This window comes from Lysinibacillus sp. fkY74-1, from assembly GCF_053165895.1.
The window spans coordinates 3,121,948-3,138,568 of the sequence record NZ_CP170173.1; the positions used below are offsets into that span (position 1 = coordinate 3,121,948).

Genomic DNA, 16,621 nt, shown 5'->3' on the forward strand with positions numbered 1-16,621 from the left:
ATGCTTATTTATTTTTTCTTCTATCAATGATAATCCATTTTAAGATTACAATTATTAGTATTAAAAGTGGCATTCCCTGGACGATAAGAAATCCTGTCCAAAAATCATTCATAGTCTGGTCGGTGAAGCTGTTGCCATTCCACCTATAAAGAAAGCCAATGGGGTTGCGATTACATTCAATCCCAAACTAATCATAACAAATGTTAATTTTTTACTTTTAATATTAGGTAATCCAGCCGACCAAAATAAAATTATTGCAACTACCAAAATCATAACACCCCAAACACCATAAACAGCCAAAACCTCTAACCCCTAACTAAACGATAGCCCATACCACTTTCCTGCCACAAAAACCCATATTGTTGTTCAACTAAACTGCCTCGTTCGTTGCATAGCAACAATCTTTTCGAAAACAGCCAATATTAAAAAGCCACACCTTGTTAGATGTGATATATAGTTTTATTTAACTGTAATTCCAGCTTCAGATAGGTAACTATCAAAATTAAAGCCTATTTCATTTAAAAGTATATTCACGATTTTCCCAATGGAATACTGTTCACTAGTAATCGTCATATCTTTTCTATCCGGAAACGGAATGTAGCTTCTCCCTCCATCTACAGAAGCTGTGAAGAATGGTTCAATCATGTCTCCATTGTAGTTTAAGAAGAAAATTTGTTTTGTTGCTTTTTTATCAGAGTAATTAGTCACCCACGATTCGTAAAACTCTTCGTTAAAGCTTTCCTCACGTCTATCTGCTGTAATGGAAATACTGATGTCATTTAAGTAAATATATTTACCGAACTCATCATCATAGAGCCAATTCTGCGGTCTAGAGTTTACTATTGTTGATTTGAATTCTTCAAAGCTCATAATCCAATACCTCATTTCCGAATAATATATCCTATATTATAGTTTAAAAGGGATAGATTGTCATAAAAAAAGACTATCAATTTAGTAGTCTCAATTGCTTGTTTCCGACATACACGTACTAGCAAACGTGTATTAATTAGATTTTAAGTCATTTATTTTATGTGCTCACTCACGTTCAGCAGCCTCAATAATTTCTTCTAATTGAGCTCCATGGCTTTCTGAAGTTAATTTTACTTTTGTTAAATCGCCCTCCACCAAACGTTGCAATTTTTTTACAACGTTCTAAATTAAATTCGATCTCTGCAATTTCATCCTCTAATTTTTGATAGTTTACTAACCACTCGTAATGCATAGTCAGCACCTACCTTTTTTACTGAAATTTTATTTATTTCTCTTATTTACATGGCAGATATGAATTTACCACCATTAACAACCCAATAATTTACATAGAAATATTTTCTATTTATTTAAATTAAATGCCAATTATGTTAAAACTAAAACTACTAGGGGATATTACTAGAATGGAGGAAAAAATAATGTTAAAAAAGATTAAAAGTAATATTGGTATTAGTTTACTAACAGCTTTACTTCTTGCTTTATTCATCTATCCATCAGGTAACGCTTCGGCTGCAGAACTTACAATTCACAACCCTATTCCAACTATAGATCAATTTGCTTCTAACCCAAGTTCTTATTATGTCACAGTTAATAAAACGTTTAGTTCATTTCCGCCAGGAACTATTTATCATAGTGAGATGAGAGGTAGTTTCCTATATGGAGGAGACTTAAGTTTATTTAATTATGCTAAAGAGGGCGAATTTAATGTCTATCATGCTGTATACAAAGGTTATATTTACGCTAAATAATTTAGCTTAATAAAATCCTAATCCCCTAGTGTTTTTAACTGAGAAACTTTTCGCATTATCATCTTAAATTAAATTTCCAATCCACTAATGCCACTATTGCACTTACCACAGATTTTACATGTTCACTATGGTTAGAACGCCCTCTCTTTGGTGGGAAACCCCACCAATTTGATATAAAATCAATTGTTTAAAACCCCTATAAAGGCTGTCATACCAATATTACTTCGTATCATCCATCTTCAGTACATCCATGAATGCCTCTTGAAGTATGGCAGTATTAAAATACGTTTTTTTATATCTTTTCATATCCGACAAACCTTTATTTTTCAAGGGTTTGTCGGTTTCTTTATACCATATTATATTTTTCTTTATCTCCTAATGTGTCACGTTTACTCTCTGAACACGGTGGCATGGAGGTGGCAAAAACATCAAGACCACCCATCACGGAGTGGTCTTTTATTAATATAAATTACGCCTTTAACCTTGCTAGTAACAATCAAATATATAAGGAGGTAACGATTATTAGCTATTTTTCCTAAAAAAAGAGAAATCGAATACAATCGATTTCCCCTTTTCTTATCAAGAATGCTTTTTATAAATTGCTCAATATCAATCAACATAGAAATTATTTGTATTCACTTTCAACGAAGTTGCAACCATATCGGTGAAATTATTCAATATATCCAGAAAACGTATTTGGTCCAGTAAATTCAATGTAATAGTTAGAAGACTTATCCAATGTCAAATTAATAGTAGTATCTTTACCTAATGCTAGTTCGTATGATTCTACCGTGTTATCGAAAACAAGGTCCTTACGTTTTACTTTAAATTTCAATGAATATTGATGATCATTATTTCTTACATAAATTTTAACTGAACTTTTCCCAGTTAATAAATAATCTGTGTATAAAGTAGAACTGTTAGAGCTTCCGTTAAAAGAATATCTACCCTTTTTAGAAAGATTCCAAGTAGAAGTTGGCTTTGAAGTACCATAAGGTACAATTTGATTTGGTTCACCTACGCCTGGTCCTATATCATTTACACCTACATTTTCTTGTGTTTCATAAACTACTTCATTCTTAAATTCATTAGAATCTAGTGCCTGCGATTCTAATTCAGCAGCGCTTGCATTAACGCTAAATCCGCTACCTACAACAGCCGTAGCTAAAGCTAGTGAAGATAATTTAGTGAAAATTTTACTCATAAAATCGCTCCTTATTATTGTAAATATTAGAAATTGTATTTCCCAATTATTATCATAACATACTAAATCAGAAAATGGATAATTATTTACATTTTAACCTAAAATTACCTAATTAAAATAACCTAACTACAAATAAAGTCCTACAAATGAAACACTTAAAATATACGTTAGGTGTTGTTCAGAAACTCTAAAACGGTTAATTATTCCTGCCGCTCCATGTATTCAAAATGAGTCAATCTCCTTTTTGTTCTTGAAAATTCAGGTCAGTTAAATTTCAACCACTGACAATCTGTCCATAGTTGGAATACGATGACTTAGTTATATAGATGCCGTCACTATGACGGTACCTGCAATTTACAAGTACCTACATATTGTGTTCAGGTATCCCCTTTTCCGTGGGTACTGAATAAATTACCATTCAAGCCAGTTCTCTAACGATGGTTCACCTTGCACTATTGATTGTGGGAGGCTATCACGCTCATTAGCCGTTATTATTTCGATTACCATGTTTAGGTTTAATATCAGTAAATGTGGTTTAGCCTTTGTTCCCCTTCCATTTACTACATAGGATAAAGACAAAAAGGAGATAATCCTATGAATAACTGTGGATGTAATAATGAATCATCGACATTTAAATGCAATAGGCTCGGAACATTTACAGCTAATGATGTAAACTGTATAAACCCTCCCATTCCTGCTGATAGCTCAATAATTCCTTTTTCCTCTGGAATCTCACTATCTAGAATTACCGATAAATTTGGGAATAGAGAGGTAAGCTTGTTAGGGTTCGGGACCGCAACTCTCTTAATGTTGATGAAAAATAATACAATTGATTTAACTAACCTTTTCAATGAAGCCTTCCCAGTTCCATGTGATGGTAAAATCACAGCGATTTCAGCGTCATTTTTTCCATTTGATGAGTTTATTTTTGAAGGCTCTATTACGATTCGAGCGCAAATTTTCCTTGCACCTAAAGGTAGTAATATTTTTACTGGCACAAGTGCTAGCGTTGATTTAGCTCCACCTATAACAGATCCTTTTCCATTTGGACAAATAGCTTTTGCTTCAGCTAATATCCCACCGGTACCAGTAACTGTAGATGACCGTTTATTAATGGTATTTTATATTTCGTCGGCAACAGATACTTTTGGAATTGCTGATATTCTTGGCAAAGCAAGTGCAGCAATTAATATTGTTTAAACACAAATCCCCTTTCCTCTAACCAATAACAGAAAGGTACAGGACGTTCTTTAGATGGAGTTTCTTCTATAGATAACGATTTTACTTAATCGCTCTACAGCCCTACTATAAGCTCGCACAAATTCCGCTCTTAATGTACTTGCTACTGTTAAAGTACCCTCTTTAATATCCATAGCAATTTTAAATAGCACGTTTTTAGCTTTTACAAATTCCTTTGCACTTTGAACATGAGTACCTAATACAACCTTGTGCAATTCATCTATTAAATTATCTGCTAATGGTAGTGAGTTCATGAAATCAAATAGCATTCTCTAATACTCATTCATGTACTCTTTTTTCTTTTCAGCTTGCAAAGCTAATTCATTGCTAAGACTCTAATAATTAAAAATGCCCGCTGTTTGATTAGCGAGCACTAGTAGTAATGCGATTTATGACATCCAAAATTGCTTATGTTGAAGGCGTAATTTCCAGTTGATTTCTATATTTATAATTTCATTGTGGAGTTCGAGTCGGGGAAATATGTGGACTTGAATGGAAGTATATAAACTTCGATGAAATGACAGTAGCAATTGAACAGCAATTCATTAATAAAAAGATTACAGATGAAAATGGAATTGAATACTTTAAATGGGTTGTTGCTACTCCAAAATCTAAAACTGGATATCGTACTATTCCAGTTGGCAGAATTTTAATGGAGATATTAAAGAAAGCCAAAAAGAAACAAATTGAAAATCGATTAAAGTATGGAGAATTTTATCTTCAAGACCCTGATCATGATTTTGTTTGTAAAAAAGAAAACGGAGAACATTACACCCCTGCTGTTATAAAGTATCAAACAAGAGCTTTAATCAGAAAAAGTTAGGTATCGATTTCAATGATCATTCTTTACGACATACCCATGCAATGATGTTAATTGAAAGTGGACAACCAATAAAAACTGTTCAAAAAAGATTAGGACACAGCAGATCAGCAATTACTGAGGTCTGCTATGTCCATTTAACACAGAAGATGGCAAGAGATGCTGCCGATATATTTGATTCCATCGCTGAGGATTTATAAATTACTGGCAATTCGGTGGCAATCTCCACCCAACTGATACAAAACTATTTAATTAAACCCCTATAAACGCTGTTACATCAACCTTACTTCGTATCATCCATCTTCAGTACAGCCATGAATGCCTCTTGAGGGACCTCGACTGAACCTACTTGTTTCATACGTTTTTTACCTTCTTTTTGTTTATCAAGAAGCTTTCGTTTACGTGAGATATCCCCACCGTAACATTTTGCTAACACGTTTTTACGGATAGCTTTAATAGTTGAACGTGCCACAATTTTTTGTCCAACTGCTGCTTGAATTGGAACTTCAAATTGTTGACGTGGGATTAATTCTTTTAATTTTTCAACGATAATTTTACCACGATCATAGGCAAAGTCACGGTGTACGATAAAGCTTAGTGCATCGACTTGCTCACCATTTAGTAAAATATCCATTTTCACTAATTTTGATTGCTGGTAACCGATTAATTCATAGTCAAATGATGCATAGCCTTTTGTATTTGATTTCAAATAATCAAAGAAATCATATACGATTTCGGATAAAGGCATTTCATAAATAATACTTACACGAGTAGTATCAATATAATCCATTGTCATGAAATTACCACGCTTCATTTGACAAAGCTCCATGACCGCTCCTACATAATCATTTGGTACCATAATTGTAGCTTTTACATATGGCTCCTCTACTCGATCAATTTTTTGTGGATCTGGCATAAAGGAAGGATTATCTACTTTGATGGAAGAACCATCTGTCATATGAACTTCGTAAATTACCGAAGGCGCTGTTGTAATTAGGTCAATATTGAATTCACGCTCAATTCGCTCCTGTATAATCTCCATATGTAGTAATCCTAAGAATCCACAACGGAAACCAAAACCAAGTGCTTGAGATGTCTCAGGCTCATACTGGAGAGCCGAGTCATTTAACTCTAATTTTTCTAAAGCCTCACGTAAATCATTGTATTTGGCTGTATCAATTGGATATAAACCACAGTAAACCATTGGGTTTAAGCGGCGGTAACCTGCTAGCGGCTCAGTAGCAGGACGATTTGCAAAGGTTACTGTATCCCCTACGCGTGTGTCCCCTACATTTTTAATAGATGCTGTTAAATAGCCTACATCCCCAACTGTTAATTCAGTTTGTGGCACAACTTTTGGTGTATGTACCCCAACTTCTATCACTTCGAATTCCGCTCCTGTTGCCATCATGCGAATTTTATCTCCAGGCTTTACAGTCCCGTTGATAACACGAATGGAGATGATAACGCCTTTATAGGCATCATAAATTGAGTCAAAGATTAAGGCTTGTAGAGGTGCATCTGGATCACCAGTTGGTGCTGGTACCTTTTCAACGATTTGCTCTAAAATATCCTCAATCCCAATTCCTGCTTTAGCAGAAGCTAATACTGCTTCAGATGCATCTAACCCGATTACATCCTCAACCTCTTGACGTACGCGTTCAGGATCTGCTGCTGGTAAATCAATTTTATTAATAACGGGTAAAATTTCTAGATCATTATCAAGAGCTAAATAAACATTTGCAAGTGTTTGCGCTTCAATACCTTGTGCAGCATCCACAACTAAAATGGCGCCCTCACAAGCAGCTAAACTACGGGAAACCTCATATGTGAAATCGACATGTCCTGGTGTGTCGATTAAATGAAATGTATATACTTCACCGTTTTTCGCTTCGTACTTTAATTGAACTGCATTTAATTTAATCGTAATGCCTCGCTCACGCTCTAAATCCATTGAGTCGAGGAGCTGTGCTTTCATTTCACGGGATGTTAATGATTTTGTTTGCTCTAAAATACGGTCAGCAAGCGTTGATTTCCCGTGGTCAATATGTGCAATAATAGAGAAATTTCGTATATTCTCTTGTCGTTTTAAACGTGCTTCTCGGTTCATCTTTTCCACTCCTAATTAAACTATAATGAATTATACTATGAACGCTATGCAAAGTACAACAGCAACTAGACTAGAAAGCCTATAATATCAATACTTTCAATGTTTACGCCTGTTATTAAATTTCATAGTTTTAAGTATATAAATACAGTAGGATTGGACGCCTCATAAAGTATGGATGAAAAAATTTATTTTATTCTACAAAATAAAAAAAGTCAGTTACACAGACCGAAGCTGTATGTCCCGACTTTTTTCATTAGTTTAATTGTTGATAGATTGCTGAATAAGATTTGTTAAAACTTCTACACCTTTTTTCTCTAAATGAACACCGTCTGGAGCGAAGTATTCTGGATGATTAAGCGCTTCCGCATGCCAGTCAATTAGTGTAATATTTTCATGTTCCTCTGCCTTTTCAAGTAAAGCTGCATTCACTTTCCCTTCCCATGGACGAGGCACACGTGTATTCACTAAATAAATATCAGCATTGGCAAATGCAGCGAGAAGTGTATCTATTTGGTCATTGGTAAAATAGCCATTTGTCCCCAATTGGATAATTATCGCATTATTAGTTTGGTTAAAACTCGCATAATTTGGTGCTAGTTTAACAGCTTGTGAAACTTGACGACCTATCTTTCCATCAATTGTGATGTTTGGAAAAACCTTATGTAAGCTCGTTGCTATATCGATCATAACGGAATCACCAATTGCTAGTATGTTTTGATAAGTATCATCTTTCTCGGGCACAGCATTTGTTTCGTTTTCTTCTGGCTTTGGTGTTTCTATATTTGGCACTTCAACTACTTCTTCCTTACTAGGCGAAGGATTGTCAGTCGTCTTGTCTGGTTGCTTTATTTGATTAGCAGTAGGTTCATCACCATTAATTTTAACGGCAGTTGGATATGAATCCTTAGAAGTTTGCTGGCCTTCTCCCACGACCCCTGTAATCCCTGTGAAAAATACAAGAAGGAAAAGTGGAACGATGACAGTAGATACTTTTCTTAAAAATGTGAGGCTTTCCCATTTCTTTTTATTGAATACGAAATAGTTCCGATAATATGCCCAGAACCCATCTTTTCGGATTGGCATCTCAATGAAGCGATAGGAACATTCTGCAATTATCACAATCAGTATTATCTGAAGCACTATTCGCCAATAGGAGGGGTTTCCAATCTCATGTATAGGTGTGCCTAATACCATGACTGGGTAATGCCAAAGATAAATTCCGTAGGATCGTGAGCCAATCCAACATAGAGGTTTCCACGCAAGTATTCTTCCTAAGATACTAACGGGATGACAAATACAAGCAATTAATACGGCTGCATTCAAGCAAAACAGGAACATTCCGCCTCTATAAAGGAATGTTTGAAATTCATCCACATACATAATGCAGACAAGAAAAATAGTAAACGTAATAAAGCTAATAGCATTTAATTTGTTCATATGGCTTGTTGATAATTTTTGTGATGATAGTCTTTTCATTGGCCAAACAAGCGCTAACCAGCAGCCAATTAATAATTCAAAACAGCGCGTGTCCGTTCCATAGTAAACCCGACTTGGATCGGCACCTGGCTGGTAAAGTATCGCCATTAATAAGGCCGAGCAAATTGCCCCAATAAAAACAACCTTTGCTAATTTACTTTGCTTTTTTACAACATACAGCCCTATCATTAAAAGCAATGGCCAAATCACATAGAATTGTTCTTCAATGGCTAATGACCATAAATTTTTTATGGGTGATGGAGAACCGAAACTATCAAAATAAGAGAGTTTATGAAAGATGAACCACCAATTACTTGAATAGAAAATAGAAGACAGCGCATCTCCACGTAATGTATGAAGGAGCTCTTTATGAAAGAGCATTGCCCAAACAAATGATGTAATAATCATAACGTAGGCAGCCGGTAGTAACCGTCTAAATCGTCCAATCCAAAATTTCTTTAGACTGACTGTTAATTGGTTGCCCTTTAAAGGTAAAATGGTAGAGGTGATTAAATAGCCTGATAGTACAAAAAAGATATCAACTCCTAAAAAGCCACCTCTAGCCCAACTGAAGTTAAAATGATAAGCAATAACTGCTAATACGGCTAATGCTCGAATCCCGTCTAGTCCAGGAATGTAACGATGATTTAATGACTTGCCTGACATACTATTCCTTCCTTCAATAATCTATAAAACCTATTGTCAAGTAATAAGAAACCTTGATTGAAAACCATCCCCTCTCAAATGATTAGTTTGTTCACTTATATGTTTGACGTTTGAGAAACGATAAAAGTTTTAGAGAAATAGGGAGTGTCATTACTTTTCTAGTCTCTTATAAAATTCATTCTCTACATATGTATTTTCAAAAAGGCATTACCATAAATGGAAGATACTACAAAAGCTATTTTACCCTGTTACCATATGCCTTCATTCATTATAAAATCGTGAGCCAACTTGAAAATTATAAGGCAAGAATGGAGCAATGGAAAGCCCAATAATTAGATTTTTTTCTGGAAATTTTTATTATTAGAGAATATCAAAAAGTGAGCCAATATGAGACTCACTTTTTGAATAATATGTTTATTTTTTTGAATCATTAACAAATGCCTTTGATATGGCTTTCCCGATTACCGCAATCGTTCTATTTACCTCATCTTCTGTATTGCCAATCCCACCGATTTCAATAATCATCATTTGCTTTGCTAAATCTTGATTATATCTTCCATCGACACCATCTCCACTTTTGGAAATAACACCTTTTGATATTTTCGGAACGATGGCATTCAATGTCGATGATAAACTTTCTGCATAGGCTGTGTTCCAGCGATAATTAGGATGCTCTGCCCCAACAACGATAGCAATTTTCGCATAGTTTTCCCCATTATATGAGATCGTTGTAAGATCATGTTTTAAGGAATCACGATGTAAATCTAGTATTAAATCATAATTATTGGTTTCTAAATGTTTACTAAGAAAAGGTCTTATTACATCATAGGATTGATGATAGCCCTTTCCCTGTGCTTGTAATTCCTTCATCGTATCTACATCAAGAACATCAGTCTTTAAACCATTTACATTAAAATGATTCACAATCTTATCCTTCAAACTCATAATGTTAACCGTTTCATGAGAAGTCGCTACCTTACCACTCACAGCTTTCACCATCGGTTCGTATGCTTCATGGGTATGCGTAAATAATACTAACACCTTAAACGGATCTAAATCTGGTTCGGGCTCTTTCGTTTGTTCAAGTACATTCTGTTCTTCTAAATTAGTAGCGGCAAACACGACTTGTTTATCTTCAGGTTGTTTAATCGGAGTCGATGCTTGCTTGTTGAACGGAAGTTGCCCAGCAATGACAGGTAATACGAAAAAAAACAATAATATACCAAATGACCATTGTAGTTTTTTTAGCAAAGTCACACCCTCCTCCCCATATCGTATGGAGGGGGGGTGTCATTTAGAACGTAAAAATTTTTCTCGATTTATGCATATAGCTAGCTTATTTTTTATAAATCGCTTGCCCAGTTCATCAGCATTGAAGCAACTAAATTGGCGTAGCGATCTATCCAGTAGTCCGCTTCTTTAGGCGTTACCATCAATTGTCTATGTGAGGCTGCAAAGGTTTCTTCAAACAATTGTTGACGCTCTTCTCTTGTCCATGTCGCCCATTCACCGAAAATTGGTTCAACTAAGGACATGTCAAGCTCCTTGTCTATATTTGGCTGCCATGAGGATAAGGATAGCTTCGATGAAGGATTACTACGTTCAGCTACACGAGCCGCTATTGATCGCAGCATGACTTCTACCGCATCAGCAATTAATACAGGCGCATCTACCACTGTCGGTATACCAATGGCTGTTACAGGGATACCAAGCATTTCGTAGGAAATTTCTTGCCTTTGATTCCCTACACCTGACCCTGGATGTATGCCTGTATTCGTTAATTGAATGGTTTTACAAAGTCGATTACTAGCTCTTGTAGCAAGGGCATCCACGACAATGACTAATTTTGGCTTGAGTCGCTCTGCAATAGCAGCTACAAACTCTCCTGTTTCATAGCCCGTTTGTCCAGTAACGCCTGGGGCATACATAACAAACTTATCATCAATGACATCTAAACTATGCAAATGATCAATCAGATACGGACCAATCGCATCAGGTGTAATAGTACGATTGCCCAACCCAATTATTAAAATTTTGTCGTTCTCTTGCCAGGAGAGCGATTCATGCAATTTTTTAAAATTCACAAGCAATTCTTGCTCCAGCTGTTCAAATCCGTCCTGATCTTCTAATGTCAGTGTCGGAACAGAAAGTGTAATATATTGGCCTTCTTTTTTGCCAATTTGTTTCTCACCTTCTCTATCTACTAGCACATCCGTAATTTTCACGCGACCGGCTGTTCGATCTTCAATTTGAACGCCACTCGATTGTTTAAGCTTTTCTTTTTGCTCTTTCGTCTGATGGACAACTACCTCTTCAGATTCATCGATTAAATCTGTTCGATACCAGTTTAAATTTTGCATACAAATCACCTCAAGCAGTAGTTTGTTCAAACTGTCAAGTAAATATTCTTTGCATTTATCTATTGCAATTTAGCCTAGCGTTTGTTAAAATGATTTTTGTTGTATTAACACAAGAAATCAATGAGAAGATATCATCTCGTACCTAATTTAGGAGGTGAAATATATGCCAAACATTAAATCTGCGATTAAACGCGTAAAAGTTAACGAAAAAGCAAACATTGCTAATTCTCAAGCGAAATCTGCTATGCGTACTACAGTGAAAAAAGCTGAAAACGCTGTTGCTGAAAATGCTGAAAACAAACAAGAACTTTTACAAGCAGCTTTCAAATCTTTAGATAAAGCAGCTTCAAAAGGACTTATCCACAAAAACGCGGCGGCTCGTAAAAAGTCTCGCCTTGCTAAAAAAGCGTAATTGTTTAAAGGATCAGATGCTCTATTAAGAGTAGCTGATCTTTTTAATTTTTATAGAAATACAAAAGCTGTCGAGAAGTTCATTCTCGATGGCTTTTGTCATTTTTCTTTCTCTTTCATATTCATTATTTGGTATATCATTGCTGTATCCAACATCCTCTTCGAGCATAGATGCTCTCTTAAGCTGTCTGCCATGTCCAAGTAGCTAGTTTTAACATGCGTGGAATCGATAAATAAATGGTCTGCATGGAGGAGTCCTTGATGCATAATCTCTTTTAAAATACGATAGAAAATCTGCTCAAATATATCGGTGTCTTGAAAGCGACGGACATAATTTTTACTGAAGGTAGAGAAATGCGGGACTTCTGTATGGAAGCCAAATCCTAAAAACCAACGATACGCCATATTCGTTTCAATTTCTTTAATGGTTTGACGCATGGACCGAATACCAAAAACGTACTGAAGGATCAATACTAGGACGCCCATTAGGCAAATAGAGCTGTTCGACTAAAGGATAGATAAATGAAAAATCAATAGCAGCCTCTAGTTTTCGCACTAAATGATTGTTGGGAACTAATTGATCAATCGTTAACATTTCTAATTGTTCTCGTTCATTGGATGGATTCTTCGTCATCATCGTTTATCACCTCAAAAATTTACTTTTCAACACTCTATGTAGATAAAGTAAGTACTTTATGTAGAAGTTGATGGGAACGATGGGCGGCGACTCCTGCGGGATAAGCGGGAAAGTCGAGATCCTGGACTGAGCGAGGCGAGGGAAGCAGCTCGACCCCGCCCGCGGAAAGCGTCCGCCCGTAGTGAAAATCAACGACTTTACTTTATTTCATTGTAAAAGAAAAAAGACTGTAGGCAATCTCTCAAATTTTTTGAGTTTGTCTACAGTCTGAGCTGTCCTATAACGGACAGCTTTTGTGTTAAAGTTGACGAAGTAAAAAGAGCTCCAAATATCGTTCTCGATTGCCACCTGTGGATTTCAACTGTAAATCCACCTCTGCTAGTTGATATAATGCTCTCAATAAGCTTTCTTCTGATGGACGATTACGTTGCTCAGTCATTAATTTGACACGATACGGATGAATTTTTAAGTTTTTGGCGATTTGCTGCGGATGGTACCCTTTCTTCAACAAATAAAAAACATTCGACATCGTACGAACATTGGATGCAAGTAGTCCAACAAGCATAATAGGCTCTTGCTTTTGTCGCAATAAATCATGATAAATCGACAAAGCGCTGACCGAATCATTGGCCAAATAGGCGTTGAGCATTTTAAAGGCGTCCTGCTCCAATGTTTTTGCCACTAAATCCTCCACTAGCGATACCGTAATTTCTCCACCTTCACCAAGATAAAGGGTAAGCTTGTCTATTTCCATTTGTAATTGAAGCATGTTCGCTCCAACCATCGTCACAAGAAGTTCGATAGCATCCTGTGTGATGCTATTGCCCTGTCCCTTAACAATACTTTGGATCCAAACGGCTAAATCCTGCTCTTTAGGTGTTGCTGCTTCGATAAGTAATGCATGCTCTTTCATCATTTTTGTCACTTTTTTACGCTCATCTAGCTTTTCATAAGGAGCAATAAAAACGGTTACGGAAAAATCAGAAGGATTGGACAACCATGCCTCAAGTCGCTTCACATCATGGTCGATCTTTTCTTTTCCTTTCTCAGCTGCCTTTAAAAACGAAGCATTTTTGGCAATAATAAGCTTTTGTTCAGAGAAAAAGGGAATGGTATCTGCTTCATCCATAACAGCGTCCACAGGCACTTCATCTAAATCAAATGTGTTCATTTCCAGCTCTTCTTCTGGCCCCATTGCTTCTTTTATACGCTTAATGGTTTCATCTATAAAATAGCTTTCTTCACCAACAAGTAGATATACTGGTGCTAGCTCACCTTTTTTTATTGTTTTCCAAACCGTTGAAATCATAATTTTCCCTCCATCTAGCAATACTATAAGTATACATGATTTTGTCTGGATTGAGCAGGCTCCAACCTCGATAGATACCATGCTTATATGGCATTCATTTGGTAGGTCAATCCAAGATTTAATTTCTGTCGAGCAATATCCAAGCCATTTTAGTTGTCCTGTAGTGAGTTTGACCGAAATGTGTCGATTCCTTGCCAGACGGGGAATTCTCCTTTTGGATATAGCTTTTATGTACATGTTGTCTTATAATAAATAACAGAATTGGAGGGATAACAATGAATCCATTTGAAGGAAAAAACATACAATGTCGACGTAACGATGCAATCGATTCAGGTGTTGGTTTCGGTGTATCATTTGGCGTTTTCACACTAATGTTTATTATCGCGACAATAGTAGAGTTCGTATCACAGTAATCAGACTAAAATACGAAGGAAAAAGACCTTGCTCATTGGACAAGGTCTTTTTCTTTTGCTTTAACTGTCAAACGATTGCCCTGAATACGTATTTCGATCGTGCCATCCACCCCTGTTGTCCAAGTAGCTAAATTCCGATTGGCAAATCGCTCAACTACCTCTTCATGTGGATGACCATAACGATTTTGAAGCCCAGCACTAAAAACGGTGAATTGGGGTCGTACGAGCTCTACAAATGATTCGATACTAGATGTTTTACTGCCATGATGACCAGCCTTCAGAAGGGTTAGATTAGCTATTAGAGGTCCATAATACATCATTAGCTGTTGTTCGCCATATTTCTCTAAATCACCTGTAAATAGCGCTTTAAATGCCTTCTGTTGCATGTATAAAACAAGCGAGTCATCATTGCCTTCATAATGGGTATCCTGCGGCCATAAATAATAAAAGCTTGACTCACCCTTCTGCCATATAGTGCCCTTCATCTTTTCTTTTATAGGGACGTTATGTTTTTGGGCTTCCCTTAGTAAGTCCCTCATAATAGGCTGTTTCAACGATCCAGGTGTCACGTGAATTTCTTTCATCCCAATCTCCTGTAAAATTTCCTCAGCGCCTTCTACATGATCCGCGTCCGCATGCGTAACAATAAAAATATCGATGGTTCGTATTCCCTTCCCTTTTAGAAACGGAACCACAATTTGTTTCCCCACCTCATAGTCTTTATTTGCCTTCTTCCATTGCTCTTGTTCAAAGCGCAACAGTCCACCCGCATCAATGACGTATACAGCCTCCCTAAATGGCAATTCAATCACAGTGCAATCACCCTGTCCTACATTTAAAAACGTTATCTTTGTGTCGCTATAAAGCATTGGGGAAAGATGAATACAGATGGCCGGGAAGAGTAAAACCAAAATCGCATTCTTAAATCGTTTTGTTTCTAAGAAATAGAAACACGTGAGAACGCTTAGCATTGCTAAACAACAAAGCCAAACGGATGGTTTACCTGGGGACCATAATTGAAATGGTAGAGCTTGTATTAGATATATTACATTCGTTAGCCCATTTCGCAGAGGCTCGTAGCCTGCAAATAACAGGTTGGCTAATGGTAAGGAAATATAGGTTAGAGCTAAGGCCACAATATTAAAAGGTAAAATAACGAATGAAAACAAAGGAACGAAGATAATATTGACAAAAAACGAGGAAATGGAAAGTTCATAGAAATGATGAAGTAATAAAGGATAGACAAGTAGCTGACAGACGAATGTGACGAAAAAAGAACGGGATAACCAGTTGCTCGTCTGTGTAAAAATATAACTAGAATAAACAAGACTAGCCGCTGCTAAATAAGACAGTTGGAAACCAATTTGAAAGATTACTCCCGGTTCAAGTAAAACAAAGCCTGCAAAGCTAATAGCAAGTGCATCATCGATTGACAGCGTCCATTTCAAATAACGAAGCAACATCATTAATTCCACTACTGAAACGGCTCGCCATACAGATGGTGCCCCCCCTGCAATGACTCCGTAGATAGGGAGTAAGATGACCAAGGCAATAGTAGCCATCTCTTTGCGAATACCTATGCGTAGTAGACCTTCAATAAATAACCATGACACCAGTGCTACATGTAGACCAGAGATCGCAAATAAATGAGTGATCCCTAGCTTTTGATAGGCTCGTTGTAGCTCATTATCCATTTGATCCTGCTCTCCAATGAGAAGGGCTTGAGCCTCCGCTACTAATGGTTGGGGAAATGTCATTTCTATATGCTGTTTCATTTGTTGTCTTAGCTTAGCGAGAAATATGATGGGGGAATTGCGCTTCTCTATAAAGGTCCAACTAGTGATTTCAACAATACCGGTTGCTCCCTTACTCGTTAAATAATTGGACATGGAAAAGGCGTAATCATGGGCTGATGGAGAAGGGCTCACAAGCTCACCTTTCGCAAGATACGTCATTCCTGCCATAGATGTATGTTCATAATTAATTTTTTCTTGTTCAGAGGAAAATGTATACACTACATATAACTTTTGACCGTTTGTAGTTGTAGCAAAACCACGGAGCTTTTGACCGCTTATTTTATAATCGTTTGACCAAGTTAAAGGGAAAGAGGATGGTAGTGGGGAAGGTTGAACCAGTTGAATTGTAGCAAAAAATATATACGATAATAAGCCAATCGTTAATACTATCATTGCTAAGAACCGTGACTCACCCTTTACGATGAGCCACAGAGCTAAAAGAAG

The 16,621-nt window shown here is 36.6% G+C and carries 16 protein-coding genes and 1 pseudogene; 6 read left to right on the top strand and 11 right to left on the bottom strand.

The window, feature by feature from the left end; all coding sequences use genetic code 11:
- Positions 1-108 precede the first annotated feature (108 nt).
- Both ACE1MS_RS15320 and ACE1MS_RS15325 read right to left on the bottom strand, forming a co-directional pair.
- A complete protein-coding gene (locus tag ACE1MS_RS15320) occupies positions 109-300 on the bottom strand; it encodes a hypothetical protein (protein WP_447402461.1) in 192 nt (63 codons plus the stop codon).
- A 159-nt stretch (positions 301-459) separates the two neighbouring features.
- A complete protein-coding gene (locus tag ACE1MS_RS15325) occupies positions 460-870 on the bottom strand; it encodes a hypothetical protein (RefSeq protein WP_012295349.1) in 411 nt (136 codons plus the stop codon).
- Between the two features lie 536 nt (positions 871-1,406).
- On the opposite strand from ACE1MS_RS15325, the gene ACE1MS_RS15330 reads away from it, so the two are divergent.
- Positions 1,407-1,736 carry a hypothetical protein gene (locus ACE1MS_RS15330; protein ID WP_447402462.1) on the top strand — a complete coding sequence of 110 codons (330 nt, stop codon included), beginning with the start codon at positions 1,407-1,409 and terminating at the stop codon, positions 1,734-1,736.
- Positions 1,737-2,406: 670 nt separating this feature from the next.
- Here ACE1MS_RS15330 and ACE1MS_RS15335 read toward each other — a convergent pair.
- Positions 2,407-2,940 carry a hypothetical protein gene (locus tag ACE1MS_RS15335; RefSeq protein WP_031416922.1) on the bottom strand — a complete coding sequence of 178 codons (534 nt, stop codon included), beginning with the start codon at positions 2,938-2,940 and terminating at the stop codon, positions 2,407-2,409.
- Positions 2,941-3,534: 594 nt separating this feature from the next.
- Between ACE1MS_RS15335 and ACE1MS_RS15340 the strand changes: the two genes are divergently transcribed.
- A complete protein-coding gene (locus tag ACE1MS_RS15340) occupies positions 3,535-4,140 on the top strand; it encodes a hypothetical protein (protein ID WP_031416923.1) in 606 nt (201 codons plus the stop codon).
- 50 nt (positions 4,141-4,190) lie between these two features.
- On the opposite strand, the gene ACE1MS_RS15345 is transcribed toward ACE1MS_RS15340, so the two are convergent.
- Positions 4,191-4,448 carry a hypothetical protein gene (locus ACE1MS_RS15345; RefSeq protein WP_197225079.1) on the bottom strand — a complete coding sequence of 86 codons (258 nt, stop codon included), beginning with the start codon at positions 4,446-4,448 and terminating at the stop codon, positions 4,191-4,193.
- Positions 4,449-4,696: 248 nt separating this feature from the next.
- Here ACE1MS_RS15345 and ACE1MS_RS15350 point away from each other — a divergent pair, with 248 nt between their 5' ends.
- Both ACE1MS_RS15350 and ACE1MS_RS15355 read left to right on the top strand, forming a co-directional pair.
- Entirely contained in the window at positions 4,697-5,002 is a 306-nt protein-coding gene (locus tag ACE1MS_RS15350; RefSeq protein WP_051800292.1) for a hypothetical protein, read from the top strand.
- A gap of 44 nt (positions 5,003-5,046) precedes the next feature.
- On the top strand, positions 5,047-5,199 hold the full coding sequence (locus tag ACE1MS_RS15355; RefSeq protein ID WP_012295360.1) for a tyrosine-type recombinase/integrase: 153 nt from the start codon (positions 5,047-5,049) through the stop codon (positions 5,197-5,199).
- 83 nt (positions 5,200-5,282) lie between these two features.
- Here the strand turns inward: ACE1MS_RS15355 and lepA are convergent, their stop codons facing one another.
- The 4 genes from lepA to gpr form a co-directional block, all read right to left on the bottom strand.
- Positions 5,283-7,109: a translation elongation factor 4 gene (gene lepA, locus ACE1MS_RS15360; protein ID WP_031419709.1), complete on the bottom strand. Its 1,827-nt coding sequence runs from the start codon at positions 7,107-7,109 to the stop codon at positions 5,283-5,285.
- Between the two features lie 258 nt (positions 7,110-7,367).
- A complete protein-coding gene (locus ACE1MS_RS15365; RefSeq protein ID WP_031419710.1) occupies positions 7,368-9,251 on the bottom strand; it encodes an acyltransferase family protein in 1,884 nt (627 codons plus the stop codon).
- A gap of 414 nt (positions 9,252-9,665) precedes the next feature.
- Positions 9,666-10,508, bottom strand: coding sequence for a stage II sporulation protein P (gene spoIIP, locus ACE1MS_RS15370; protein ID WP_012295363.1), 843 nt, complete (start codon positions 10,506-10,508; stop codon positions 9,666-9,668).
- An 86-nt stretch (positions 10,509-10,594) separates the two neighbouring features.
- On the bottom strand, positions 10,595-11,611 hold the full coding sequence (gene gpr / locus ACE1MS_RS15375; RefSeq protein ID WP_012295364.1) for a GPR endopeptidase: 1,017 nt from the start codon (positions 11,609-11,611) through the stop codon (positions 10,595-10,597).
- Positions 11,612-11,774: 163 nt separating this feature from the next.
- Here gpr and rpsT point away from each other — a divergent pair, with 163 nt between their 5' ends.
- Entirely contained in the window at positions 11,775-12,023 is a 249-nt protein-coding gene (gene rpsT / locus ACE1MS_RS15380; protein ID WP_012295365.1) for a 30S ribosomal protein S20, read from the top strand.
- A 203-nt stretch (positions 12,024-12,226) separates the two neighbouring features.
- On the opposite strand, the pseudogene ACE1MS_RS15385 reads toward rpsT, so the two are convergent.
- Together ACE1MS_RS15385 and holA are read right to left on the bottom strand one after the other, a co-directional pair.
- Positions 12,227-12,659: pseudogene (locus tag ACE1MS_RS15385) on the bottom strand (transposase); the annotation flags it as partial.
- Between the two features lie 298 nt (positions 12,660-12,957).
- Positions 12,958-13,968 carry a DNA polymerase III subunit delta gene (holA, locus tag ACE1MS_RS15390; RefSeq protein WP_031419221.1) on the bottom strand — a complete coding sequence of 337 codons (1,011 nt, stop codon included), beginning with the start codon at positions 13,966-13,968 and terminating at the stop codon, positions 12,958-12,960.
- 275 nt (positions 13,969-14,243) lie between these two features.
- Here holA and ACE1MS_RS15395 point away from each other — a divergent pair, with 275 nt between their 5' ends.
- Complete coding sequence (locus tag ACE1MS_RS15395; protein WP_004226902.1) at positions 14,244-14,381, top strand: YqzM family protein; 138 nt, start codon at positions 14,244-14,246, stop codon at positions 14,379-14,381.
- A gap of 32 nt (positions 14,382-14,413) precedes the next feature.
- Here ACE1MS_RS15395 and ACE1MS_RS15400 read toward each other — a convergent pair whose 3' ends face one another.
- Positions 14,414-16,570 (bottom strand): DNA internalization-related competence protein ComEC/Rec2, encoded by a 2,157-nt coding sequence (locus tag ACE1MS_RS15400; protein WP_230586139.1) that lies wholly within the window; start codon positions 16,568-16,570, stop codon positions 14,414-14,416.
- Positions 16,571-16,621 lie beyond the last annotated feature (51 nt).

What these genes read in the sequence shown, in the direction of transcription:
- rpsT (WP_012295365.1), top strand. Translation starts at nt 11,775, where the DNA reads ATGCCAAACATTAAATCTGCGATTAAACGCGTAAAAGTTAACGAAAAA.
- holA (WP_031419221.1), bottom strand. Translation starts at nt 13,968, where the DNA reads ATGATTTCAACGGTTTGGAAAACAATAAAAAAAGGTGAGCTAGCACCA.
- ACE1MS_RS15400 (WP_230586139.1), bottom strand. Translation starts at nt 16,570, where the DNA reads ATGATAGTATTAACGATTGGCTTATTATCGTATATATTTTTTGCTACA.
- ACE1MS_RS15330 (WP_447402462.1), top strand. Translation starts at nt 1,407, where the DNA reads ATGTTAAAAAAGATTAAAAGTAATATTGGTATTAGTTTACTAACAGCT.
- ACE1MS_RS15350 (WP_051800292.1), top strand. Translation starts at nt 4,697, where the DNA reads ATGACAGTAGCAATTGAACAGCAATTCATTAATAAAAAGATTACAGAT.
- ACE1MS_RS15325 (WP_012295349.1), bottom strand. Translation starts at nt 870, where the DNA reads ATGAGCTTTGAAGAATTCAAATCAACAATAGTAAACTCTAGACCGCAG.
- ACE1MS_RS15365 (WP_031419710.1), bottom strand. Translation starts at nt 9,251, where the DNA reads ATGTCAGGCAAGTCATTAAATCATCGTTACATTCCTGGACTAGACGGG.
- ACE1MS_RS15395 (WP_004226902.1), top strand. Translation starts at nt 14,244, where the DNA reads ATGAATCCATTTGAAGGAAAAAACATACAATGTCGACGTAACGATGCA.
- gpr (WP_012295364.1), bottom strand. Translation starts at nt 11,611, where the DNA reads ATGCAAAATTTAAACTGGTATCGAACAGATTTAATCGATGAATCTGAA.
- lepA (WP_031419709.1), bottom strand. Translation starts at nt 7,109, where the DNA reads ATGAACCGAGAAGCACGTTTAAAACGACAAGAGAATATACGAAATTTC.
- ACE1MS_RS15340 (WP_031416923.1), top strand. Translation starts at nt 3,535, where the DNA reads ATGAATAACTGTGGATGTAATAATGAATCATCGACATTTAAATGCAAT.
- ACE1MS_RS15345 (WP_197225079.1), bottom strand. Translation starts at nt 4,448, where the DNA reads ATGCTATTTGATTTCATGAACTCACTACCATTAGCAGATAATTTAATA.
- ACE1MS_RS15335 (WP_031416922.1), bottom strand. Translation starts at nt 2,940, where the DNA reads ATGAGTAAAATTTTCACTAAATTATCTTCACTAGCTTTAGCTACGGCT.
- ACE1MS_RS15355 (WP_012295360.1), top strand. Translation starts at nt 5,047, where the DNA reads ATGTTAATTGAAAGTGGACAACCAATAAAAACTGTTCAAAAAAGATTA.